Annotated in this window: 15 protein-coding genes and 1 pseudogene; 9 read left to right on the top strand and 7 right to left on the bottom strand. The window is 55.9% G+C overall.

Going from position 1 to position 23,579, the window contains the following annotated elements; all coding sequences use genetic code 11:
- Nucleotides 1-4: 4 nt before the first annotated feature.
- Together D8896_RS16985 and D8896_RS16980 are read right to left on the bottom strand one after the other, a co-directional pair.
- Nucleotides 5-1,867, bottom strand: a complete 1,863-nt coding sequence (locus D8896_RS16985) for a hypothetical protein (protein WP_162991634.1) — start codon at nt 1,865-1,867, stop codon at nt 5-7.
- Entirely contained in the window at nt 1,860-2,981 is a 1,122-nt protein-coding gene (locus tag D8896_RS16980) for a hypothetical protein (RefSeq protein WP_121823298.1), read from the bottom strand. The genes D8896_RS16985 and D8896_RS16980 overlap by 8 nt, the downstream gene beginning before the upstream one ends.
- Nucleotides 2,982-3,198: 217 nt before the next feature.
- Between D8896_RS16980 and D8896_RS16975 the strand changes: the two genes are divergently transcribed.
- Nucleotides 3,199-5,364: a type B DNA-directed DNA polymerase gene (locus tag D8896_RS16975; RefSeq protein ID WP_121823297.1), complete on the top strand. Its 2,166-nt coding sequence runs from the start codon at nt 3,199-3,201 to the stop codon at nt 5,362-5,364.
- A 774-nt stretch (nt 5,365-6,138) separates the two neighbouring features.
- Entirely contained in the window at nt 6,139-7,485 is a 1,347-nt protein-coding gene (locus D8896_RS16970) for an orc1/cdc6 family replication initiation protein (RefSeq protein WP_121823296.1), read from the top strand.
- 264 nt (nt 7,486-7,749) lie between these two features.
- Here D8896_RS16970 and D8896_RS20175 read toward each other — a convergent pair whose 3' ends face one another.
- Both D8896_RS20175 and D8896_RS16960 read right to left on the bottom strand, forming a co-directional pair.
- Nucleotides 7,750-8,268 (bottom strand): HNH endonuclease, encoded by a 519-nt coding sequence (locus D8896_RS20175; protein WP_375137066.1) that lies wholly within the window; start codon nt 8,266-8,268, stop codon nt 7,750-7,752.
- 177 nt (nt 8,269-8,445) lie between these two features.
- Complete coding sequence (locus D8896_RS16960; RefSeq protein WP_121823295.1) at nt 8,446-8,769, bottom strand: hypothetical protein; 324 nt, start codon at nt 8,767-8,769, stop codon at nt 8,446-8,448.
- A 138-nt stretch (nt 8,770-8,907) separates the two neighbouring features.
- Between D8896_RS16960 and D8896_RS16955 the strand changes: the two genes are divergently transcribed.
- Entirely contained in the window at nt 8,908-9,834 is a 927-nt protein-coding gene (locus tag D8896_RS16955; protein WP_121823294.1) for a helix-turn-helix transcriptional regulator, read from the top strand.
- Entirely contained in the window at nt 9,831-10,634 is an 804-nt protein-coding gene (locus D8896_RS16950) for a DUF6036 family nucleotidyltransferase (protein ID WP_121823293.1), read from the top strand. Before D8896_RS16955 ends, D8896_RS16950 begins: the two co-directional genes overlap by 4 nt.
- Nucleotides 10,635-10,645: 11 nt before the next feature.
- Here D8896_RS16950 and D8896_RS16945 read toward each other — a convergent pair.
- The 3 genes and pseudogenes from D8896_RS16945 to D8896_RS16935 form a co-directional block, all read right to left on the bottom strand.
- Nucleotides 10,646-11,140: pseudogene (locus D8896_RS16945) on the bottom strand (hypothetical protein); the annotation flags it as partial.
- Nucleotides 11,141-11,159: 19 nt separating this feature from the next.
- Nucleotides 11,160-12,887, bottom strand: a complete 1,728-nt coding sequence (locus D8896_RS16940; RefSeq protein WP_121823292.1) for an AAA family ATPase — start codon at nt 12,885-12,887, stop codon at nt 11,160-11,162.
- 141 nt (nt 12,888-13,028) lie between these two features.
- A complete protein-coding gene (locus D8896_RS16935) occupies nt 13,029-13,694 on the bottom strand; it encodes a metallophosphoesterase family protein (RefSeq protein WP_121823291.1) in 666 nt (221 codons plus the stop codon).
- 102 nt (nt 13,695-13,796) lie between these two features.
- Here D8896_RS16935 and D8896_RS16930 point away from each other — a divergent pair, with 102 nt between their 5' ends.
- The 5 genes from D8896_RS16930 (at nt 13,797) to D8896_RS16905 (ending at nt 23,515) form a co-directional block, all read left to right on the top strand.
- Complete coding sequence (locus D8896_RS16930) at nt 13,797-14,756, top strand: DHH family phosphoesterase (RefSeq protein ID WP_121823290.1); 960 nt, start codon at nt 13,797-13,799, stop codon at nt 14,754-14,756.
- Between the two features lie 495 nt (nt 14,757-15,251).
- Nucleotides 15,252-17,888, top strand: a complete 2,637-nt coding sequence (locus tag D8896_RS16920) for a protein kinase domain-containing protein (RefSeq protein ID WP_121823288.1) — start codon at nt 15,252-15,254, stop codon at nt 17,886-17,888.
- Nucleotides 17,889-18,036: 148 nt separating this feature from the next.
- Nucleotides 18,037-20,148, top strand: coding sequence for a hypothetical protein (locus D8896_RS16915; RefSeq protein WP_162991633.1), 2,112 nt, complete (start codon nt 18,037-18,039; stop codon nt 20,146-20,148).
- Nucleotides 20,149-20,151: 3 nt separating this feature from the next.
- Entirely contained in the window at nt 20,152-21,933 is a 1,782-nt protein-coding gene (locus D8896_RS16910) for an FtsZ/tubulin family protein (protein WP_121823286.1), read from the top strand.
- A gap of 37 nt (nt 21,934-21,970) precedes the next feature.
- Nucleotides 21,971-23,515, top strand: a complete 1,545-nt coding sequence (locus D8896_RS16905; RefSeq protein WP_162991632.1) for a coiled-coil domain-containing protein — start codon at nt 21,971-21,973, stop codon at nt 23,513-23,515.
- The last annotated feature ends 64 nt before the right edge of the window (nt 23,516-23,579 follow it).

The following is a 23,579-nucleotide window of genomic DNA, read 5'->3' as shown; positions in this document are numbered from 1 at the left end:
ATGATTACTCGTAGAGTTCATCAATTCTGTCTGTGGCCCGAACAAGACGTCGGCACGATCCACCGACGAGCTTAGGTACGTACAGCGAGGCAGTGGTATTCTCGACACGCTTGGTCCACTGCGAAACGAGCGTTGTGAGCATCTCCGCTCGACCACGTCCGCGATAGAGCAGCCGTTGTGGCACGACGACGGCAATATGTCCGACCTCTTCACCTGGTTCGTACTTTTCGAGCGTCTCCACGACTTTCCGAAAATTGAACGCGCCCTCTTTGAATCCGGTCTCGTACTCGACGGCCACCGGGAATTTGATATCTTCTTCGTCTCCGGAGTCAGTCCCCTGTCCGTCACCCTCCTTGTCGGCCTCACCATTAAACAGAGTTCGAACAGCTCTTTGCCAGTCGTCAGTCGGCCCTCGAATCCACACGTCGGCGGCGAGGCGCACGTCCTGCTCAGTATCACGGACTTCGTACTCGGTTTCTAGGGGGAACGCCTCGTCGGCAAGCTGAGGGCGGAACTCCTCACGGACGAATCGGTTGTACGTACGGCCATCCACGCCACCTTCGCTGGTCCGCCACACAGCCCGACAGACGCCGTCGACAATAGCAGCCTTCCACAGGTAGTGTCGATTACCTTCCGACCCGTGGCGCTCGGTCAGCGTAATCCTGAACCAATCCTGTTGGGAGAGAATCCGACCCACAGCCTGCTCTATCTGCGGGATTGACTCAAATTCGTTCGCACTTTTTTTGTCCAATCCGTGATATCCGGCTACCCGGTCGGCATAGGTACTCTCGGTTTCGATTACTGGTTCTGTAAGGACGACGGGTGCCGACTCAACGCGTTCGAACAGCGTGGTTCGCTCGTCCGTCTCGACTTCGGATTGCGAGACGCCCGCAAGCCGTGCGACAAGTCGTTCGTGGAACCGTTCAGTTAGGTATCCACTCCCCCACTCGGCTGGGACGTTCAATACAAAATAGCCCACATCCCCACTGTAGAGGCCGTCGACAACGTCACGGAGTCTCGGAATCAAGTCAACATCTGATCGCTCAATTAACGGTTTGCCGTTCTGGACACCTGCCGTCCAGCCGTCGTCTCGAAGGTCAAGCGTTACAATGTTCCCCTGTACCGAGGGGGTCTGCACCTCATTCGCAAGGAATTCTACGGTGGCGGTACCCGGTTCGCCGCCTTTGAGTTCAGCGTACGTGTCACGGAGGACACTCTTGAGATGCTCTAGTGTCGAGAAAGCCGGGTCGCGGTTGACCACAAACATCGGGCGATCGGTTCCGTAGGGTGCTCCACCCGCCCAGCGGAAGACCGGGTCATACTCCTCAATCTCTTCGATGGCGCCACGGCTCTCAGACTCTTGGACCCTGTCTTGCGCCAACGGTCGGCTGGCATCGGTGACAGGCTCAGTCCGCTGCTCAATCTCAACGTCGCGAGTCGCAGCTGTTCCCTCACGACTCTCCCGCTGGTGCGTTGGTCGACTCGGCATCCGGACTGCTGAACGTCGCTGTCCTAGCTCGATATCTGATGTCGTCACCGTACCAGATGACTGCGCGACCCTTGCCCTAGGCCTCACCGAGTCAACGACTGCCGTCCGGTGGGTCAGTCTTTTGACCGAGACCGACCCCGACTGAACCTTCCCAGACGTTACGGTGATCTCGGCTTGAGGGCGTGCTTCGTCAATTACCGAACCGTCATTTCCTGACAGGCCAATCGAACGCGTTGCGATACGCTCCTCCGGGGTCGATTCGTCAGCATCGTCTGCATCTGACGGATCGCTCGGTATTCGAGCCGGCGCCTCCGTTTGCTCCCCGCTTGTATCCTCGTGATTACGGTCGCGTGGCGAGTCGCGATCTCTGTCACTCATCGACTGGATGGTTGCGCTTATCTAACAGAGTGTGCAGCTGGTCACGGTTACTTGCATAGTAGCTCTTTTCCCACGGCTGAAACAGGACCGATGAGCTGTGTATCCATAGCGGTGTGTCAAACGCTACGTTGGCGAACCGGCGTTCCTCTTCGGTTTCTAGTGTAGAGTTGCCTACGCGCCCGAACCACTCGTCAGCACCGTCAACAGGTTGGTTCGCGCTCGCCCACGCGTCGTGGAAGGCGTATTGAAGCGGGAACATCTCGCCATCATCATACTGGTCGGTCTGCACGTCAAGTTCCTCGGGCGGGTTCACTGAGATGTGTTGGTCGAACACTCCTACGAACTCCAAAATCGTTCCTAGCGCCTCGTAGTATCGCTGGTTAAAGATACGGTCGTCCTCATCAACGAGTCCGATGCGGTCGAACTGACTCAGTGTCTGATCCGGGAGTACATTTTCCGCGTGGGAGCGCCGGACGTTCGTAAGCGCCATCAAAAGCCCCGTTGAGGCGTCGTTCTCGGGCGGGAACAGTCCGAGGAGGTCGCCGAGCCAGTTCTCGAAATCGCGGTGGGTCTCCAGTTTATTGTCGCCGTATGGACTATCGAAGAGACGATCTCTCTCAGGAAACGACCTGATTGTCCCGTTACCCGCTCCGTCAATTATCTCTGGATCAACCTCATCCGCTAACGCCTGTTTCAAGTCCTGCAGAGCAGTGAGAACTTCTTTGAACGGATGGTCATCTCGAAGAGAGATATCAACCACCCGTGTCTCCCCTTCGGGATAGTCCTCAAAACGGCTGAGGCTCGCTGGATCATCAAGCGTGAGTTCCATCTGGTCCGACCCTTCTGTATCAACTGTCCAGACGAAGTCCAATAACCACCACGGGAGCGTCTCCCTTTCACGATCCGTCGATCCAACGAGATCGCCATGCTCATCCAAAATAGTCTCGTACGCGACTGGTTCGTCGGTCAACCTAGATGAAATCGTCTCTTTGAGCGCTTGCTCAACGTCGTTCTCGAACGCTCCGGGTGTCACCACGTGTTCGGACTGGAGGGCCCCAAGCAATTCTTGAACCTGTCTATCAGCAAGCGCATCTGCCAATGAATGGGTCGTCATTCTCTGAATAGGTAATCCAATTACGTCCGTCCGACAACAGTTTTTCCCCAGGAGCTACCTGTGAGTGAGGAATTCCGGACACGATTCTGGAAATGGAGGACCACCTGCAAATAGATCGGAATACGCCGTCGTTCACGGTTTCGGGCTATTCCGGAATCCCGGAAATGACACGCCGTCGCTTATCGGATTCGGATGTCCAGTGGATTGTGAACAACAAATGCCGTTCTGCATCGATTTCCTCGACGACGGCCGCGTCCTGGAGTGGGAGGCAACCGCCGACGGCGCCGTCGCGACCGAGCGCGATGACTACACCCCACGCTTCTACGTCGCCGCTCGCGACCCAGAGACCGACCTCGACCTCACAACGCTCCAGTCGGTGTACGACCAGCACCCGGACGTCGTCGCGACCGAGATGGTTACGCGACGGCCGAGCTTTCGACGAGACGAGGAGACCGTTCTCGCGGTCAACGTCGCCCACATCGACCGCGTCACCCCACTCGCCCGGCAGGCACGCCAGCTGTCGGACTATCCAGTCGGGGATCTCGCCTGCTTCAACGTGGACTTCTCGCGAGAGTTCCGATACTGTCTGGAGACCGGCGCCGATCCGACGCCGGCGAGCGAACTGTCGACGCTCCGGCTCAGCGTCCCAGTGACCGAAACGAGCAACGACGTCTACGGCGAGCTGACCGTCGCCGGCGACGCCGTCACCGGCTCGCCGACGGATATCCTGACCGCCGTCCAAGGGGCACTCGACGCGCACGATCCGGACGTCCTGGTCTGCTCAACCAGCGAGATCATCCCGACCCTGTACGAGATGGCGACGGACGCCGGCGTCGACGACTTCTCGCTGAGTCGGTGGCCGGACGTCGACTACCAGCAGCTCGCGAGCCGGTCGACGTACTCGAGCTACGGCCGCGTCGGCCACTCGCCGGCGCGGTACAACGTGCCCGGCCGGGCGATTATCGACGAGTCGAACACGTTCTTCTACGGGGAGACGAACCTCGACGGCGTCCTCGACCTCGTGTCGCGCTCGAAAAAACCCGTTCAGGAGCTCGCGTGGGCGTCGATCGGGAACGTCCTCACGGCGATCCAGATCTGCGAGGCCCACGACCGCGACGTCCTCGTGCCATGGAACTCCTGGCGCCACGAGTTCTACAAGCCGATGGGAACGCTCCACGATGCCGACCGCGGCGGGTTCATCTTCGCGCCCGAGGTCGGCCTCCACGAGAACGTCCACGAACTCGACTTCTCCTCGTTGTATCCGAACATCATCTGCACCCGGAACGTCTCGCCGGACGTCATCCGGTGTGACTGCCACAGCGACCGCGAGGACGTCCCCGGCCTCGGGTACTCGATCTGCGACGACCGGGGCTACCTCGTCGACGTGCTGCAGCCGATCATCGACGCTCGCGACGAGATCAAGGCGGCCATCCGTCGCAAGAAGGAACGGGACAACCCCGACGAGGACCGACTGGCAGAACTCGAGGGGGGGTCGGGAGCGCTGAAGTGGATCCTCGTCGCCTGCTTCGGCTATCAGGGGTTCAGCAACGCGAAGTTCGGTCGCATCGAGTGCCACGAGGCAATCAACGCGTTCGCTCGCGAGATTCTGTTGACGGCGAAACAGCGACTGGAAGCTGGCGGCTGGCGCGTCGTCCACGGCATCGTTGACTCCATCTGGGTGACCCCGGACCCCGACGTCGACGACGAGGACCGTGAGAACCTCGGGACGCTCGCGACGGAGATCACGGAACGCGTCGAGATTCGGCTCGAACACGAGGCCCACTACGACTGGGTGGCGTTCGTCCCGCAGCGCGAGAGCGACGCCGGCGCGCTGACGAAGTACTTCGGAAAGGTCGCCGGTGACGACGACTTCAAGGTCAGAGGCATCGAAGCCCGGCAGCGCTCGACCCCGCCGTTCATCGAGGACGTCCAGCGGGACTGTCTCGACCAGCTCGATGCCACGCGGTCACCGGACGCGGTACTCGGACGGCTCGAACGAGCAATCGGCGAACTACAGGCGGGCAACGTAGCAGTGGAGCGGCTCGTCGAGCGGAACCGTGTCTCCAAGCCGCTGGAAGGGTACACGCAGAACACACAGAACGTGGCGGCGCTGAAGCGGGCTCGGAACCAGGACCTCGCCATCCACCCGGGACAGGACATCGAGTACGTGGTCGTCGACGACGAGAAGAGTTCGCGAGAGCGGGTCGCGTTGGCTCACGAGGAGATCGAGTCGTACGACGCGTCGTACTACAAGACGCAACTCGTCAGAGCTGTCGAGAGTGTGCTGGCACCGCTCGGCTGGGATCGGACTGAGATTCGTCGAGAGCTCACGGAGACGCGGGTGCCGGAGTTGACGACGTTCGTGAACACGGAGGACGATTAACCTACAAAAGAGTCGTTCGGAAGGGGCTGTTGGTTAACCACGACCAACACGAAGTCGAACCCCCACACCCCGTGTGCGAAATGAAATCAGGAAAAAGACGGGAGGGGGTGGTCGGGAAGAGAGAACGCGAGATACCCGAAATCCACGATATCACGGAGGAGAGAACGCAGAGGTAACAATATCGGAGTGGACTATGTTTCAGGGAAACTTTTACATAGCCACTCTGTCAACCATAGCCGCAATAGAACTAGAGTCGGTCGAACGAAACAGTACGTTTCGTGACACGACCGGACTGGTTCGTGGTTTGCCTCCCTCGTGGGCTGGGTGTTATCGTCTATTCTACGGCCTTTCGTGGGTTCTCTGGCCGAATCCCGTGTTTCTCGACTCAATCGGTCCTGCCCTCCCTCTCGTCAAATTCATATCGCACACGGGGTGTGGGGGTGATCTCCCGACGAGATCTCGTCCCACACGAGATTGTCGAGAGATATGCTCGGTACTATCCGGATCGAGACCACGTCTGATGTTTCATCTTGCACACGGGGAGGTATCTCCACCGAGTTCTTGTGACCCGCTTTGGCGTCGACGGCTGTTCGATGAGCTTCCCGGGAATTCATATCGCACACGGGGGGCTATTACGACCAATTGATTTCGCCCGCGGTCACGGGGTTCTACCGACTACTACTCTTCTAAACCCCTCTACCGACTGAATTCGACTGATTTAACCTCGCACACGGTACCCATATTTATTTATAGTTTCGACCTAACTGCACAAACATGGCTGACGGCGACGATCAACAATCCCTCTCACAATCTATCAAAGGCCGCCTTCAGGAGGGTGTTCAGAACTCTGTCTTTCGAGATAAGGGGCTTCTCGACCCGGATGCTGTCATCGACGAGGATCGAATTGTCGGTCGTGATGAGCAGCTGGACGACATCATCACCTACCTACGACCGGCACTGCAGGGGAATCGCCCACCCAATATGCTCCTCTACGGGCCGTCGGGAACCGGGAAGTCACTCATCATCAATGCGGTCTGCCAGCAGGTTCTCGAACTCGCGAACTCGCAGGGAGATCGGTTTGGCGTTATCAAAATCAACTGCCAGACAATCAAATCGCACGACCGGGCTGTCTATCGCCTCGTGAAGAATGCGGCCGAAGAAGCCGGGGTCGACGTCGGTGTCCCCGAGAGCGGGATTTCGACCGACCAGAAGCTTGACCGGTTCTACGATATTCTGAGCAATAACTTCGACTCGGTCATCATCATCCTCGACGAGGTCGATCTCCTAGTGGGCCGGCAACGCGATCCGAACGACGAGCCGGCGTATTCGAAACTGCTCTACCAGCTGTCGCGAGCGTCCCAGCTCGGGCGCATTGAGGGTCACGTGTCCGTCGCCGCGCTCACGAACGATCCCCGATTCATGGAGGACCTCGACGGCCGGGCGGAGAGTTCGTTCAATCCGCAGGACGTTGTCTTCTCCGACTACGACGCGAATCAACTGCAGTCGATTCTCGAACGTCGTCGCGACGCGTACCAGGACGATGTCCTCGAGGATGGAATCATTCCGCTCAGTGCTGCATTCGCTGCTCAGGATCACGGCGATGCGCGGAAGGCAATCGATCTGTTCCGGAAGGCGGGTGAAATCGCCGACCGAGGTGGAGAAGATACGGTTCGTGAAGAGCACGTTCGCGACGCCCAGAAGGAAGCCGAACGGGACCGGACGCTAACTCAGATGCAGGGCCTCTCGACGCAAAAGAAGCTCTCGCTCTACGCTACTGCGATCGTCCCTGTTTATTCACAGCGCAATCTGAACGCTGTCCCCAGTACGGTTGCCTATCGCGTGTACCAGTACCTCACCGATCTCCTGGATGCCGATGAAAAATCGCGCGACTCCTATCTGCGATATATGAACGAAGCTGAGACCTACAATTTCGTTACGTCGGAGAAGCGGGGGCGCGGGTACGGTAGTGGCGTCCACAAGGAGTACACTTTCGTCGACGATCCGGAGGTAGTCGCCGAGACCCTCCGAACTGACGTCCGCCTCGAGGATGCTGAACACGACGAGGATCTCGTCAAATCCGTTGTCAACGCGCAGATAGACGATTTCTTCGAGGGGAACTAACGCGAAGACTCTCCGACGCCGGCTCCGAATTCATTTCGCACACAGGGGGTGGTTCCGCCGAGCGTATTATTAGATTGACTAGATATGTCTGACAACAGTACGCAAGATTTCATTTCGCACACGGGGTGTCTCCTCTTCAACTCATCATTCAATTCATCTCTCACACGGGGTCTCCCTGGCAAACGGCCGAAATCATATCGCACACGGGGGGTATTGCCTCAATGCTGTTGGCAATTTCACTTCGCACACGGGGTGTCTATGAGATTAGCTTTGGACGGAGCGGGATACCTTCCACCGGGTATGGCAAGGCTCACAGAGCGAGACTAGATTCGATGGATCGTGAGCAGCTTCGACCTCGTCCTCATCGAACTCCGCGAACGGCCGGATATGATGTACTCGCGGCGTATATCCGAGCTCGTTTTCGCTACGGCCACACCCTTGGCAGGTTCGATTATCTCGCTCCAAGACCTGTTCACGCCGCTTTTTCCACAGTGGTCCATAGTTCGGGGTTGATTCCCAATCGTAGGTCGCTGTCTCCTGCTGCCATTCCCATTTACACTCTCGACTACAGAAATGCCGATCCGCTGATTCGATATCGTACTGAATTCGCCTGATGGTCTCGCCGCAGTTTGTACACTCCGTCTGCGGACGATTTTCTATCTGCCATCGCCCTCTACACTCCTTGCTACAGAACTGGTTTGTCTGATCGTCTCTGAGCTTCTTTTCGTATCGTTTGAATTCCGTCCCACAGTAGTCACATTGGAGGACGAGCCTGCTGTCCATTTGTTCAGTCCGCCACTTCCCGTGACATGTTTTATCACAGAAGTGGTGCTCTGCACGCTCCACTACCGACAGCGGTCTTGAGACTGTATCACCACAGAAGTCACACTCAACCTCGACGGGCATAGATCGGCATCTCGCCGACCATTAGCAACCGTCATCACTGATGAATGTCTGGGGCTATTCGTTGGGGTTGACCGGTCCTTTGTACTTTGACGTCACCGTATCGCCCTCCCGCCACTGCCAGTAGTAGTAGCGATTGTCATTGATCTCCTTGATCGTGATTGTCGCTTTGGCAGGGACGTCGTCCGGAAGATCGTCTGGTCGTTCTTCGACCTCTTCTTGATCTGCCGACTCCTCGAGACGGGCCTCTCGTTCCTTGTGCTCGGCGAGCGCTTCAGCGTACGTCGCAACGTCTCGGAGCTGTTCCGGGTCCGACTCGTTGAGCGTGTTGACGATCTCCGCCGGGAGGTTCGCTGGTGGGGTCGGGGGTTTGTAGGACATCGGCTATTCTCGTGTTAACCAACACGGCCCACGAATCCATAGTTTTGTTGGTTAATACGATGGAGACGGTTCTCGCGATTGCTGGCTGTAACACTACTCGAAACTTCTTTATATACAAGTTTCGTACTATGTTACACCGTGCTCCGGCGCATCGAACTCGAGGTCCTCGCCACGGTCGACCGCGGCGACACGATCTCCGAACTCGCGACGAAACTCGACCACAGCGAGAGCTACCTCTCTCGTGCCGTCGCCGACCTCGTCGAGAAGGGGCTCGTCTACACGGAACGCGATGGCCGGCGAAAACGAGTCGTCCCGTCGGATGCTCGCGCCGTCGAACGCTACCAGGACCTCGTCCGCCAGCACTCCCACATCGACTTCCCCGAACTGCTGACGGGCAAGGCACTCGAGGTGCTGTATTACCTTGACCAGCCGCGAACCGTCTCTGAAATCGCCGACCTGAGCGATAACTACCGCAACACGGTCAACCGCGTCCTCAAGCGGTTTCGCGACCGTGGGCTCGTCGGGACGGCCGACGGCCGCTACGAGTTCAACGCCGACTTCGACCGCCTCCACGAGTTCGCCCGTGAACTCGCACACCAGCTGCATCGCCACCGCCTCGAAGCCGTCGCCCCGAAGGGCACAATTCTCTGGGAGGACTACGACGAATTCCTCGCCCAGACCGAGACGGAGATCGACGCCGAGGGGTTCCACGAAACCGGCCTCGCTCGATTCGCGGCCTTCGACCTCCAGTTCCTGCTCACCGGCCACCGCTACTACGTCTACTCCGAAGACCTCGACGCAGTCTCGCCGGCGGAGCTCTGCTGTCACACGCTGCTGATCGATGACGGCAGCCGCCACCGCTCGTACTGTCTCCTCCTGCTCAGCCACGTCGACGTCGACGAGGCGGACCTCCGAGAGCAGGCGGCGAAGTATGGCCTCAAAGACGAAATCGACGCCCTGCTCCGCTACCTCGAGACGCACGGCGAGGTCGACGACGACCGGCTTCCGGAGTGGGACGAGTTTCAGGAGCTAGCGGCTGACTACGAGGTGGATCTACCACAATGAGACCAACATTCGGACGCGAGTACATCGAGAACGAATTCCAGCGAATCGGGGACGGGCTACCTGAACCGCTCACGGTCTACCTGATTGGTGGTGGCGCGATGTCGCTGCGCGACCTCAAGGGGGCGACGAAAGATATCGACTTGGTCGTCCCGGATGGCGACGCGTACGGTCAGCTGTGGGCCGTCTTGATGGACCTCGGGTATGCGGAGGTCCAGTCGCTGGATCCAGATTATCGGGCGCTGGGGGCGACGAGCTGCGTCGAGAACGACGACGGGTGTCGCCTCGACATCTTCAACCAGCAGGTCGCGAACAAGCTCGTGCTCACCGACGGGATGCAAGAGCGCAGCGAGCCGTTCCTCGACACGGATCGACTGACGGTCCGGCTAGTCAGCAACGAGGATATCTTCCTGTTCAAGGCGATCGCCGGCCGCGACGACGACATCGAGGACATGAATATGCTCGTGCAGGCCGGCCTCGATTACGACGTCGTCCGGGCTGAACTCGAAGCCCAGATCGAACGCCTGGGGGACGATCAGTTCGCCACGTTCGCGAATGAGGCGCTGGTCGAACTCGAGGAGCGGTACGGAGTGACCACACCGATCGAGGACCGCGTCCAGGAGCTCACGAACAGGTACTACCGGGGGCTCGAAGTCCTCCAGGCACTCGACGAGCCGATGACCGTCGACGAACTGGCCGCCAAACTGGAGCTGGATACTGACGAGGTTCACGACCGGATCGCGTATCTCTCAACGTTCGACCGGGTCCGTCGGGATGGCGACACAGTCCGTCCCGTGGAGTAGTCTGGCCACGACTACGGGGAGGGAAGGCGGCCGTCTGGTCGGGGAACGCGGCCCCGTTTGATCTCGTGATCGACGCGGCGCAGGTGCTTGCAGCCGCCTTCGGGTGAACGTTGCTGCCAGTCGGGACAGGAACACGATTCGTCGATGACGTCGACTTCGTACCGGTTCCCGGACGCAGACTGTACCTCATAGCGGCCACCCTTCGAGAGGAGTGAGACGTCCATCGCTTCGGCGACGGCACGCTTCGTGCGGGACTCAAGATCGTCCTCCGACTGTGCGTTCTCGTCGACGACCAGTCGGTCGCGAACGTCGCCTGTTCGGCCACCGTCGGGAGCGACGGCTTCCGCAGGACCACTGAGCCGCTCGTGGAGCACTTCCTCCACCGGATGGCCTTCCGGCCAGAGGTAGTGGACCTCACGACGCTCGCGATGGTCGTAGGAACCGCGCGCGGCTGCGCTTCCGGTCCAGACGCGCCAGGCACCGAGCGTGGCCATCACGTCGACGATGGTGTTTTATCGATTCAAATTACTGAAAACCAGCGGTTCTAGGATGGCTCTCTTCATTTTGATTGTCTTCCAATGCACGTTCGAAGTCACCTCTCCGGATCTGTATTTCGTCACTGTTCGGGGTGCCTGTTTCTGCAAGTGTTCGTCGTAGCGCTGCCCGGCTGGCGTCCTCACAGATCGCGGCGATCCGTGCACCGGAGATACGGTCCGGAGTTTCGCGGACTAACCACTCGATAGAAACATCAGCAGCCAACGATCTGTTCGATGTATGAACCTGAAATATCTCGGACTGAGCCTCCTCCCCCGGGAATGGTACATGTATCTCCCGTCCGAGGCGGCCGGGACGGGTGAGCGCGCTATCGATCATGTCCGGGCGGTTCGTCGCTCCGATGACGACGATATCCGAGAGTTCATCGAGGCCGTCGAGTTCGATCAGGAGCTGGTTAATCACATGGTCAGAGGCCCGTTCTGAGCCTTGCCCGCCTCGCTGGTCAGCTATCGAGTCGATCTCGTCGATAAAAATCACCGCGGGTGAAAGGGATCGTGCCGTCTCAAAGAGAGTGTCGACGAACTTCTGTGCTTCACCGACGTACTTGTCGAGAACCTCCGGCCCCTTGACCGAAATAAACCGACTCTCGGTCTCGTGAGCGATGGCTTTTGCAAGCATCGTTTTGCCGTTTCCGGGCGGTCCGTGGAGTAGAATTCCCCTCGCCGTATCGATATCCAGATCGGCACAGAGTTCGGGATGTTCACGCGGCCATTCGATCGATTCACGGAGGACACGCTTGGCGTCCGAGAGCCCGCCGACATCGTCGTACGAAACGGAGGGGATCTCGTCGAGTTGTTGGATAGCAATGTGTGGATCCTCCGCATTGTCATCGTCTGACAGCGTGAATCCGACGGGTTCATCCTCCGTTTCGTCTTCATCGGAGGCCAGATTGCTATCATACGTATAGAACGTATCGTACTCGCTGTCACCGAAAAACCCGGCCTCGGCTTCGTCTTGTAGATCGATGTCCTCCGTCAGTCTCGCTATCGCGCGTTCGAGTTCGGAGACAGTAAGCAGTGCCGGAGTCTCTTCGTGAGCGTAGCCGACCGCCCTGCGGACAACAGTACGAATATCGGCCGATGAAAACCCATCTAGCTCATTCACAAGGGTCGCCCGGTCGTCCGCAGGCAACTGAACCCGGACCTCGACTGCGTTCAAAAACTCCGACAACAGGTGCTCCCGTCGTTCCGGTTCTGGATAAGCAAGCGGGCAGAGAACATCGAAGACGCCGGCGTGTGTGAGTCGCTGAGGTAACGCAGCTATGTTGCGTGCAGTAGCGACCAATACCAATTCATCCACTTCTCGGATACGCTGGATGCAGTGGGTGAGCGTATCAACCTTTTCGGCCCCTACTGTCTGATGCTCCAGCGGTTCCAGCATGTCATAAACCACGGTACACGGACGCTCAGCCACCAGTTGGTCGACGAGATCTGGGGTGAGATCTACAATCTGATCAGGCGTCAGCGACTCGATCTCGTAAACATCGTTTCCGATCTCACCAGCGATCGCAGTGGCTAGGTGCGACTTTCCAGCGCCGACTGGTCCCGTGATGAGAATCGTGTTGGGTGCGGTCGCTGGTGGGGTATCTGCGGTCTGGCTCTCTAAGACCGGGGTTAGTGTCTCCCACACTTCATCGCTCCAGACATCGTCAGCGAGCGTGCGAGTCGGGGGAGCAGCGAGAGATACGTTCCGAGTCACTGGTTGCTGTCAACATGGTTGGTTTTTCGTAGTGTATTTGCTTTTCGTCCCCGATGACGGCCTGGACCTCTCGGCACAACCGGAGTTCTTCCTCAGTTAACGACCAAACTCTCGTCAGGTGAATGCCCTGTTTTCTCCCGTTCACGACCCATCGAGGAGGCGTGTTCCGATCTTCTTGGGTAAACCGACTTCCTCGACACGGGCAATGACTCGGTCGATATCGTATCTGACTCGATGCGTTTCGACCGACTCCGCTGCAGTATCAAGGACGGCGTAAGCTGCATCCGGATCGCCATCGCGTGGTTGTCCCACGCTTCCGGGATTGATGATCAGTCGCCGGTCGACTGTCGCTGCATGCTGAATATGCGTGTGACCGATCACGACCCCGTCAAAGCCGGCGAGATACCGACTTAACGTTTCGAACTCCTCAGGGTGGACGTACTTATTTTGGTGTTTCGGGTGGTCGTGGATCAAGAGATAGTCGTCGTCCGCGAACGTGGTTCGTCTGGGCAGTCCGTCGAGCCAGGCAAGTTGGTCGTCACTCAGCCTCGCTTTGGCAAATTCCAGTCCTGCCTCGGCCATTCGGTTCGCTTCGTACCGGTGAGGCGTTTCGACGGACGTGTCGTGGTTCCCCTCCACGACGACGTCGGCAATTTCCTGCACTCGAGTGACACACTCGGCGGGCCAGGGATTGTAGCCGACGATATCCCCTCCACAGACGACGCTATCAACTGTTGGCATGTCTTCGAGCACGGCCTCAAGCGCCGGGAGGTTACCATGAATGTCCGAAATCAGTCCGATCTTCATTTGCTCGAATATGACTGAGCTACCAAAAATGGCTAACGGAGATCGTAGTGAGTCGCACCAACCCATTTGTGTTTGTAGACCGATCCGTTGAGAGAACTCACAATGTCGGATCTCATCTCTGCGCTCGAAACCGCTGACGACCCGCTCCTCGTCACGCATCACCAAGCGGACAGGGATAGTCTCGGTGCGGCCATGGGCCTGCAGGCGTTGCTAGGTTGTGGAACGCTCTGTACCCCAGACGGGATCGCTTCGCCGGCGCAGTCGCTCCTCACGCTTACTGCGCAGACGCCCGTAACTGCCCCCGACGAAGCCGCGTACGATACGATAGTTGTCCTCGACACCCCTTCATCGGACCGTATCGCTCCGGTTGATCCCGCGGCTCCGCTCCTCGTCGATCACCACGAACCAGCTGATCTCTCGGAACGGGCGGCCGCGACCATGGTTGATACCGACGCGGGAGCGACGGCGGAACTGGTTGCCCGTCTTGCGGAGACTGCGGACTGGACTCTGTCGCCGGACGCAGCCCTCCCGCTGCTCGTTGGGATCCTCGACGATACCGGTTTTCTCGCTGCGGCGTCGCCGGCGACGGTAACGACAGCAGTACGTGTGATCGGAACGCTTGGCGACCGTGCCTCTGACCTGCCGGAGTTCCTCGATCGATCGCCTTCTCCCGGTGAACGGATGGCCAAAGTGCTGGGTGTACTTCGGGCACGGGGCTATCGTGCGGGTGAGATCGTCATCGCGGTATCACGGGTTGGCGGCCACGAGTCCGCGGCTGCCTGTACTCTTCGGAGTGCTGGTGTCGACCTCGCAGTGGTGTGTTCCCAGCAGGGTGACCAGTTGCGCGTTGCGACTAGGGCCTCGGCCCGATTCACCGACCGAATGAACCTCGGTGCCTCATTACTACCGTCGCTCGCCGCGGAATTCGGCGGCGACGGTGGCGGTCACGCAGGCGCGGGCGTCGCGCATCTCGAATCGGGTGATCAGGACGCTATCGAGGCGTTTTTGATCGCTAAAGTTGAGGATGAGTTCGGAATGACGTTCGGTGAAATATCCATCTGACGGTCCATTATTTTACCATTAAACTATAGATAAATACGAGGGCGGATATTCCACACATATGGATACTGAGGATCGCTTTGAGGAGGCTTGTCGATTGATGAATACTATTCTGACCCAACGAGGTGAACACCGGATTGTACTTGATTTAGAGGAGGATGAAGTGGATGCGCTAATATCCGCTCTGAAGTACTACCGTGATGCCTTAGATCCCAGCTCTGGCGATGTCTTGATCAGAATCGAGTACAGTTGCCCGGAGTGTAGCAGCAATGAAGAGTTCCGAGCACAGGACACACAGGTTTCGATGGCGGAGGTACACTCGTAGATCGGCGTTGAGGTGGTCCGGGTTCATGGGATTGCTCAGTGCAGTCGTTCAAATGAGCGGCAAGGGTCGAATCTGGGTGGTGCCAATTCTCACAAGACTTCCGTATTTGGGATCGTGTACTAGTGGCCATAGCAAACAATTTACTTTCTTGAATGTAAACCTATCCGACATACGTGTTACCGGACAGTATAGTGGTAGTGGGTCTGTGGGTTATGTTCGCCGCTTCACTAGCAACTTTCGTGTTGATAGTTGTTCACCGAGTTGTCGCTACTGAAACGGGGAATGAGATAGGGGAGGCTGTTGAGAATAATCCCGATAGCGATGATGAAAACGATTCGACTGATATGCAAACAGGTACATTATTGCTTACTGTCACAGAGAATGAAGATTTAGTCTTCGGCTCCAATGAGGCCGTTTCTGAATACACCCTCAATTTACAGAATGAAGAAGAGGGTACTCTCTCCGGAAGGGTACAGAGAGAGTCCGCAGAGGTTGTTTTTGATCGAAACAAAAGAGAAGCCATTTTGAATTATGACATCCGAAGTGGGGAGAAAAAATCGATTGAATTAGAACTCCCTCCCGGGAATTATGAACTAACAGTAAGTCGAAACGGATGCACTACAACAACGGATTTTACCATATATCCAGATAGAGATAACCCAATTCAGAAGTCTGTAACCTTGCCGCCGAAGGGGCTTGTTATCATCCCGACTGATGACCTGGATATCAACTCTTCGTATTGTTCCGTACTCACCGAAGATGGGAATGGATGGGAAGTCCAACGCCAAACGACCCATGGTGAACAGTTGACGTTTGAGCTCCCGGCACAGTGCGATCAAGTGGAATTCCAACGGGGAATTGATCCACTACCCAAGCAGATTGATCTCGATAGTGGGGATCGGATCGTTCATTGGGGGGTCAGTCTGGAGGCGGGTGATCTGAAGATCCAGACGAGTGTCTCTGATATTCCGACAGCCGGTATTGATGTCACCTGCACGCACTCAGATACAGGAATTGAATTCGACAGTACAACTACTGGGTCGAAAGGCACAGTAGTTGCTGCTGATCTCCCAGTGGGCAAATACGTTGTCGAAGCGACTGTCCCTGAGAACGAACAGTGGTTCGACGCACCGACTGTAACTGCCACGGTTGAAGCGGGATCACGAGATTCGATTTCCATCCCCATCGAGTTCCAGTACGATGTCGATCAACACAGTCCCTCGGAAACCGCAGCAAAGGCTATCGGGGACCTTCCGGACAAGAATAACGATATCGGACGGTTCTACCAGAATCTTCTGATTAAACTAATCGAGACAATAGAAGAGATCGGCAGTCGAGGGGATCTCTTTGCTACTCATGAGGTAGATCCGGCTACGACCATCGACTCGCTCGCACTCTCGGCAGAGATCATAGCCCCACTTGTATATGAGGCGCTGGAACGGGAACGGGATGCCAGGATCGTTTACCCCGGAGAAATGGTTGACGTACAGGGATCGGCTACTGACCTGATTGAGGATAGCCAACTGTTCGATCCGCATGACCTGTTTAAACATCTCCCCGTTACATCCCATGAAATCGGTTATTCGGTACCGGAACAGCTGAGACACCAGTATGCCGCGATCTACAACCGCCTCCAGTCCCGCGTCGAAGCCGAGTATGGGTACTCGGAGACACCTCCGCACTTCACACTGCTTAACCTCTTGTCTTCTGATCCTCTGGCGAGGGTCTCAAACGATTCAATACCGGATTCCATTAATTATGAGAGCTTCCGCAGAGATCCGAATAGCCTTGCTATCCACGTTTTCGTCCTCACTTCCGTCCTTGACACGGTCGATCGGCTCGTTGACAGCGGACGCGTAGACTACCACGGTGGACCTTCGGATTCCTCCGGTCATCGTAAGTTCATCGCACCACCGTTCACACCGAGGGCGGGACTTCTCCTGTCGATTCAGGATGTCGAACATGTGCCGGAGCTATCGACTGAGCCGCAGATTTGGCGAGGAAGCGTAAACGCCCCCGATGGTTCCGCTCCAAGTAACGGAACTTCAGAGATAACGTCTCCCGTTGCAGTACGGGAATTCCCCCTGTACTATGACAAAGAGGAAGAGAAAGATCCACTAATCCAGCTCGAAGATGCGCTCAAATGCTGGCAAGCGCAGTCAATGGAGCACGACCGAATCGTCAGCCTCTACGACTGGCTTCCCAGATCCTCCCCCCAGACAGCCGAGTACGCCTATATTGCGACGGAGTTTCCGGACGGGGGAACCCTTCGGCAACATCTCGACGATGGGCCGCTCCCTTGGGAAGATGCAGTTTTTATCATCCGCAACGTGGCGGAGGTCCTTTCGAAACTGCATGATAACGGCATCGAGTATCGGTGTCTTTCCCCTGATCGCGTCTACTTCCGCCAACAGGGCGAAACCACTTCGATCGTGCCGAAACTCGCCGATGTGGGTCTGTGGGAATTCTATCGAGATCGGCTGCACCTTCCATTGCATCTTGAATATGCGGCACCTGAGGAGTTCAAGTCCGTCGAGGCAACTCCCAGTCACGCGACTGATATCTATCGTGCCGGTGCTCTGCTCTACGAAATGATTACTGGGGTCGTCCCACATCACATTCATCCGGTCGGCGATCGGATCGTCATCCATCCCGACACAATCGATCAGTATCTCCCACTTCCCTCGGAATACACCTCTTCGGCCCCCGAGTGGATCGATCAGTACGTAGTCAATGCGATGCACCCGGACCCAACTAAACGGGATCTCTCGAATTTACTGTCGATCCACGAACCGGCATCTCACCGATGATCGGCCCATACCCGAATACTGGTATGGCCAACAGATTTATGATTTCCAAAATATTCGTTTTGAGGTGTGTTAGTATTTTGTCCATTGTTGGATCGCAATAGGGCACCGAAGAAGACGAATCTGATATCGATCGGTAGCTGAGTGAGTCATGACACGAAGATCCGAAACCACCGATCGCGGGAGGCAAACAGCTACAGATGGAGGTACAAGCGACATTGAGGACTCTGTCACCTTCAACGAGGAATCGTATGGCACCGATGCCGAGCCGGTAGAGGAGCTTGATCAGGACAGTCGGGCTCCCCGTATTCCGCTGTTCCTCTGGGTCATCGGTGCAGTACCGATCTTTGCATCGACGTTGCAAGCGCTCTCCGCACTCACCGGAGTCAATCTGGTTGACCCAATTCCACTTATTGGAACGATCGCCGTAACGCTTCGGGATACGGCTGTGCTGGGTGAGGTCGCAGCAATCACGTTCTCGCAGTCGTACGTCGTTCTGATTCTGTTTGCTCTCACGGCGATTGCCTCCTGTACGCAGGCTGTTGCTCAGTTCACTACGCTCACGGACGACCTTGATCAGTTCCCACCGGGGGATCGATTGGCCTTCTTCGCGTTTGGCCTGTCAGGCATAGTTTACGTCCTGCTGTCATTGATGTACCTTGACCTGTTCAACCGTGGCGTTCCCGCTGGCCAGATTGCAATGTTCTATACAATACCGGTTATCGTACTGGGCAGTCTGTACTCATCGTACCGGCTGCATCCTTGGGAACGAGTCCGCAGAAAAGAGGCCCTACGCAGGATAGTGACGGTGAAAAACAAGGCAACGAATCTCAAGCAGTCGTTCCAACAGGACTTCGAACAGAACGTCGGAACGCCAGTGCAGGTGTTTTTCAATGACAAAGATGGCCAATCGCAACCATGGAAACCGGCCAAAAGATCAATTGCGAACCACGCGAGTAATTTGAACCGCGTTATCGGGGACGCCGAGAAGGCATTAGATAATAGGGATGAGCTGGGCACAGACGAGTTAGAAGAACGAGCTGCCGAACTTGAGGCGGAGGCCAACGAGTTCCCGGTGAACTTCTACAGCAATATGATCGATGACCAGATCCGAGATGCGATGGAGTTCACCGTTGAGGAACAATTTGATGGGTCGAAAACGGCATTCGACTCCCGTTTCGGCGAACAGTACTCTCTCCACGAGGAGCGTTCTCTGAATTCTATCGACGAAACGATCGTTCTATCCGAGGAGGAACCACCGCTTAGTGAACAACTAGTGGCGATCATTCGACACAATCCAGAACCGATCACCGACATCGAAACATCGCTTGCCGAAGTCGATGAGTGGATCAACGAACTTGACTCACAACTCGACCAACGTGAAGCGGTGTTCGAGGAGAAACTCGACAAGCTTGAATCCGAGTTGGAGATTGTTGAGTCCGCAGTTGACTCGATCGGCGGTCCAATCGGTGAAACGCTCGATCGGTACTGGATTCAAGACGTTTGTGACTATACAGTGTCTGCAGCTGAGCTCCAAAATCGTAAGTCCAGCGTGATAGAGCGATTCCATGGGGGTCGAGAGAACCCAGTCAATCCGACAGGAGTTCCTCAGGAACTCGTCACGGAACTAGAAGAGTCGATCGAAACGGCGAGAGATATCCTCGTCGTGCTTGAGGACATCGAATACTCCGTCATCGATCAGTTGGATTCCAATTCTGACACGATTACTCAGGTCGATGACTGGTCGTCGTTCGGTAGTGTGTGGACCGCTGAACTCCAAGCAGCGTTTACAAACGCCGTGACGGACCAGTTCCCATCAGTGACGGATCTCGAATTCAAACTGTCGGATAATGAGATCACCGTGAAACGGGAAACTACCTCGATCCCCGATCAGGATCCGGGTGAAACTGAGGAAGAACAGGAAAACCCCGGTGAACCGATGAACGAAGGGGTTATCGATATCATAGAAAGAATAAAGATGGAGATGCGGAGCGCGAACAGCCGTCCTGTAGAACTCACGCTCGATCAAAACGATATCGCGACAGAGGAAACAATCAATCAACTGATCGAGTTCCTACGCTCGGAAGGGAGTAGTGTTGATCTGGTAGAAGAGACGGAAACTGATGAACGAATTAAAATCACCTCATCAAACGGATTCGCGGGAACACGTTCACTTGTTGCAGAGGGACAGCGACTGTCCCCCGCAGTGATGAATCTTGGAGCTGAGTACGAGAACTGGGCGACTAACCAAATTACAAATTAAATCATGAGTGGAAAAGAACACTTCTGTCCCGAGTGCGGTGAAGAATTCGATAACATTGTTAAGTTCGAACGGCACAAAGTTGAGGAACACGACGCGGATGGTGATGCCATTCCGATGGGGTCGTCTGGGCATGACCAGGCGGATTCAGACCCAGACGACGAAGTGAGCTCCGACGAAGAAGTTGATTCCATTGATGACTTCATCGGGGAGTCGTCTGAGGACACCGACGAAGAGACCACCAGCACGCAATCAACTGGAACCACAGATCAGGACAGTAGTGGCTCACAGCATAGCAACCCAAATGAGGAACAGCAAGAAATTCAGACCGGAAACAAATGGTATCTGATCGGTGTCGGCGGTGCAGGGAGTGGTGTCGTTGACGCGACTCTGCTCCGGCGAGAGTCGCTTGACGATCGGTCCCCAAGAACCGATCTCTGGGACGGCGCAATCCAGGGACAAACGCTCCTTGATACCAATCAGGAGGAACTCGGATCGACCTATTACATCAAGCGGGACTCAAATCACCCGATGGATCACGTGATTGGTCAAGACGGTGATGGCGCGGGTGAGAGTCCCTTTGTTGGTCGGACCCAGATGTGGCAGGAGATCTCCAGTGGAAGTATTTTCGAACGGTTCAATATCGAACGTGAGGCACTAGAAAGTGCTCAGGCCTTGCTGTTGGTACATAGTATCGCCAAAGGTACTGGGACGGGTGCAACCGGGCTAATCACACAACTGTTACACCAAATCAAATACGCGAGTGATGACGAGGACGAAATACACGGTACTCCGAATTTCAACCTTGATAAACCGATCCTAACAACATCGATCCTGCCTGACCCGGATGATGACAGCGATGAAGTCTGGAATGATGAAAACAAAGTTAATAGTCTCTTTGGGTTAGGGACACTGGGACGTTTCTCGGATCTCGCCATACTGTTTGATAATAACCGATTGAAACAGACCGACGAAAATCTCATCCGGTTTGATATTGGCTACAACCGACTGCAGAACAATCCGGATCTCTCGGTGTCTACATCCGCTGGATTACAGGAAGCGAACAAGGCCTTGATCCACTACCTTGAAGTAATGTCTATGACATCCAATCCAGAATACGATGCCCCTCGATCCCCTCGCGGGTTGGACGTCCCCGACTTGATCAATCCGCCAAAGACTAATTACCCGATATCCCAGCTTGATTTCCTCCCGGCAGTGATTGGCGCACCTGTCCTATATTCTAAGCGGGGTCGGTTCCCGAACCGGAACAAGAAATTCATCCGACGAGCACTGAATCTGGGTCAGCTTATCGACTTTGACCCTGGTTCAGCGTGGGGTGGTGCCTTCATTTTCTACGGTTCTAAAAATATCATGGATCAATACGAACGGGAAATGCAGGCAGGCATCGAAACGACAATTAAGGAGGTTCTTCGGGAAGATTTTGACGCCGAAGGGTCGCTCTCTGATATGGAGATCAACGTAGACCATACCCACGTTCCGGAGGAATCGAGAGATCGGCTCTATCTGTGGGGACTCATGTGGAACCCGAAGATGCCCAGGCTTGAACAAACGGCCGAAGAGGTTTTTACGGAGATCCTCCCCGACAAAGACGGTGCAAAGGCGAAACTGCTGACCGAAGACGGAGATTCTCTGTCGGGTCCATACGAACAGATCTATCCACGGGGGTTGGGGGACCTTATTGAGGAAGACGAAGAACAGGGCCTCCGACCGTATGTTGACCAGATGCAGACACAACTTAGTCTGCTTGGACGGGAAAACAAGGGATGAGCTCATGATTGGACCCCAGCTACTCGAGTTTAGTGCGATGGATGAGTTACTTATACAGGGCGATTTAGTCCGGAGTCAAGTGTTTGGATCCGCAGGAGTCCCAGCCGTTGCTCTCGGACTCGTTTTCGGTGCGGTGGCTATTCTCGGAGTGGAACTTTTCTTGAGCAGATTGGGGTACATCCACCTGTCCCGAAACGACTACACATCGACGCTGGAAGCGTACGAATCGAATATTGAGGCAATCTGGGAGAATACGAATACCAGACAGCGCCAGGAAACGGAGTCTCTCTCCACGTTCAAGAAGTCGGTAGAGTTAACCGAGATGGCTGAAGCTGGCGATCTAGTGATCGCTGATGGGGGCGAGGCCACCAAGATGCGGAGCATTCAGAGAACGGTCACTGGCCTCGATTTACCGTCAGACACGACTACTGATGATCTAGCACATCAGCTCAGTAGATCCAATGTCCCCACCCAGTACGAACGCATTCTGGAACAGGATTTCAATGCTCTCGCTACCAAAGAACAGGAGGTTGAAGAAATACGGGCAGTCCTCGACAATGTCCCGTTGGACGATGATGTAAAGCCGCCGAACCGGAATGGAAATCTTGGAACCGATCTTAACGCTATTGGTACTGATATCCAAAGCGCTGTTGAGAAGCAGCAAAATAATACTTCGGCGGATTCGATCGATGCTCTGCGTGTCCTCTCGGAATTGATGCTGGAAGCTGCTGATGAGCTTGCGGAGAAAGAGAGTGAGGTCGACCAGTACACGACGGAACTAGAGACGCTCCGCAAATCCATTGAAGGGATTTTCGGAGATATGTATCCGATGGCAAGTCCCGACGCGATTCTTAACAAATTACACGAGGATATCAACGATGGACGATTTGGCAAACGAAAAGCACGGAAAGCAGCTGATGCGCTCGCAGAGCGTTCGGTCCATAATTCTGCTGCAGAGTCACTTCTCACCGATCTCCGTAACGAGGAGGAGACTGAACCGCAACAACTCGAAGAGTCGCTTGGGACCGTCCTCGACGAACTGGATCAATACGAGCGACAGAAACGCCGGCTTCAGCGTGGGACAGAGGATGTCGATAGTCTCGAAACTCGCGCCGAGAAAGTGAAAGAGGAGTGCAGTGAATTTGGGATCGAGGTCTTAAGTTCGACGCTGAAAAGCCGGATCGACACTGTAACCGAATCCCTTGACCGTTCGGCGGACCCCGATCCGCTTGATCGGTTCATAGCAAGTGAAAAACTGCAGGTGATCGACGATCTGGTCGTCGATATTAAGGGTCGCGGTCCCGATGAACCGACCGATGTCGAAGAGACCCGCGACCGACTCGACAATATCAAGAAGAACTACATTTTCGGGGATGACAAGCGACACAGCCTAATCCCACAACAGTTCACCAACTTGGCCGAGGAACTCATCGAGAACGCATCACAGGAAGCGTCAAAGGGGAACGCCGACAAGGCAGAGGGGATCATCTTCGGCGCCAACAAGTTGCTCACGACCGTACGCAAACTGTACCAAGACCCCAAACCAAAGGACCTACTTAGACGCCTTGAGCATCAAGGATAGCTGTATTTGTCATTTGGTATAATAAAACATTTTGTGACCCCACCCTGACGGAGTAGATCGAATG

The organism is Halostella salina (genome assembly GCF_003675855.1).
Classification (GTDB): domain Archaea; phylum Halobacteriota; class Halobacteria; order Halobacteriales; family Natronoarchaeaceae; genus Halostella; species Halostella salina.
The sequence above is the reverse complement of the archived record's forward strand: the minus strand, read 5'-3'. Positions and strand labels throughout refer to the sequence as shown.

Bases quoted from the DNA above. Each gene is read 5' to 3' on its own strand.
- D8896_RS16970 (WP_121823296.1), top strand. From the start codon at position 6,139: ATGGCTGACGGCGACGATCAACAATCCCTCTCACAATCTATCAAAGGC.
- D8896_RS16985 (WP_162991634.1), bottom strand. From the start codon at position 1,867: ATGAGTGACAGAGATCGCGACTCGCCACGCGACCGTAATCACGAGGAT.
- D8896_RS16980 (WP_121823298.1), bottom strand. From the start codon at position 2,981: ATGACGACCCATTCATTGGCAGATGCGCTTGCTGATAGACAGGTTCAA.
- D8896_RS16935 (WP_121823291.1), bottom strand. From the start codon at position 13,694: ATGAAGATCGGACTGATTTCGGACATTCATGGTAACCTCCCGGCGCTT.
- D8896_RS16915 (WP_162991633.1), top strand. From the start codon at position 18,037: ATGACACGAAGATCCGAAACCACCGATCGCGGGAGGCAAACAGCTACA.
- D8896_RS20175 (WP_375137066.1), bottom strand. From the start codon at position 8,268: ATGGACAGCAGGCTCGTCCTCCAATGTGACTACTGTGGGACGGAATTC.
- D8896_RS16975 (WP_121823297.1), top strand. From the start codon at position 3,199: ATGCCGTTCTGCATCGATTTCCTCGACGACGGCCGCGTCCTGGAGTGG.
- D8896_RS16930 (WP_121823290.1), top strand. From the start codon at position 13,797: ATGTCGGATCTCATCTCTGCGCTCGAAACCGCTGACGACCCGCTCCTC.
- D8896_RS16905 (WP_162991632.1), top strand. From the start codon at position 21,971: ATGGATGAGTTACTTATACAGGGCGATTTAGTCCGGAGTCAAGTGTTT.
- D8896_RS16950 (WP_121823293.1), top strand. From the start codon at position 9,831: ATGAGACCAACATTCGGACGCGAGTACATCGAGAACGAATTCCAGCGA.
- D8896_RS16910 (WP_121823286.1), top strand. From the start codon at position 20,152: ATGAGTGGAAAAGAACACTTCTGTCCCGAGTGCGGTGAAGAATTCGAT.
- D8896_RS16960 (WP_121823295.1), bottom strand. From the start codon at position 8,769: ATGTCCTACAAACCCCCGACCCCACCAGCGAACCTCCCGGCGGAGATC.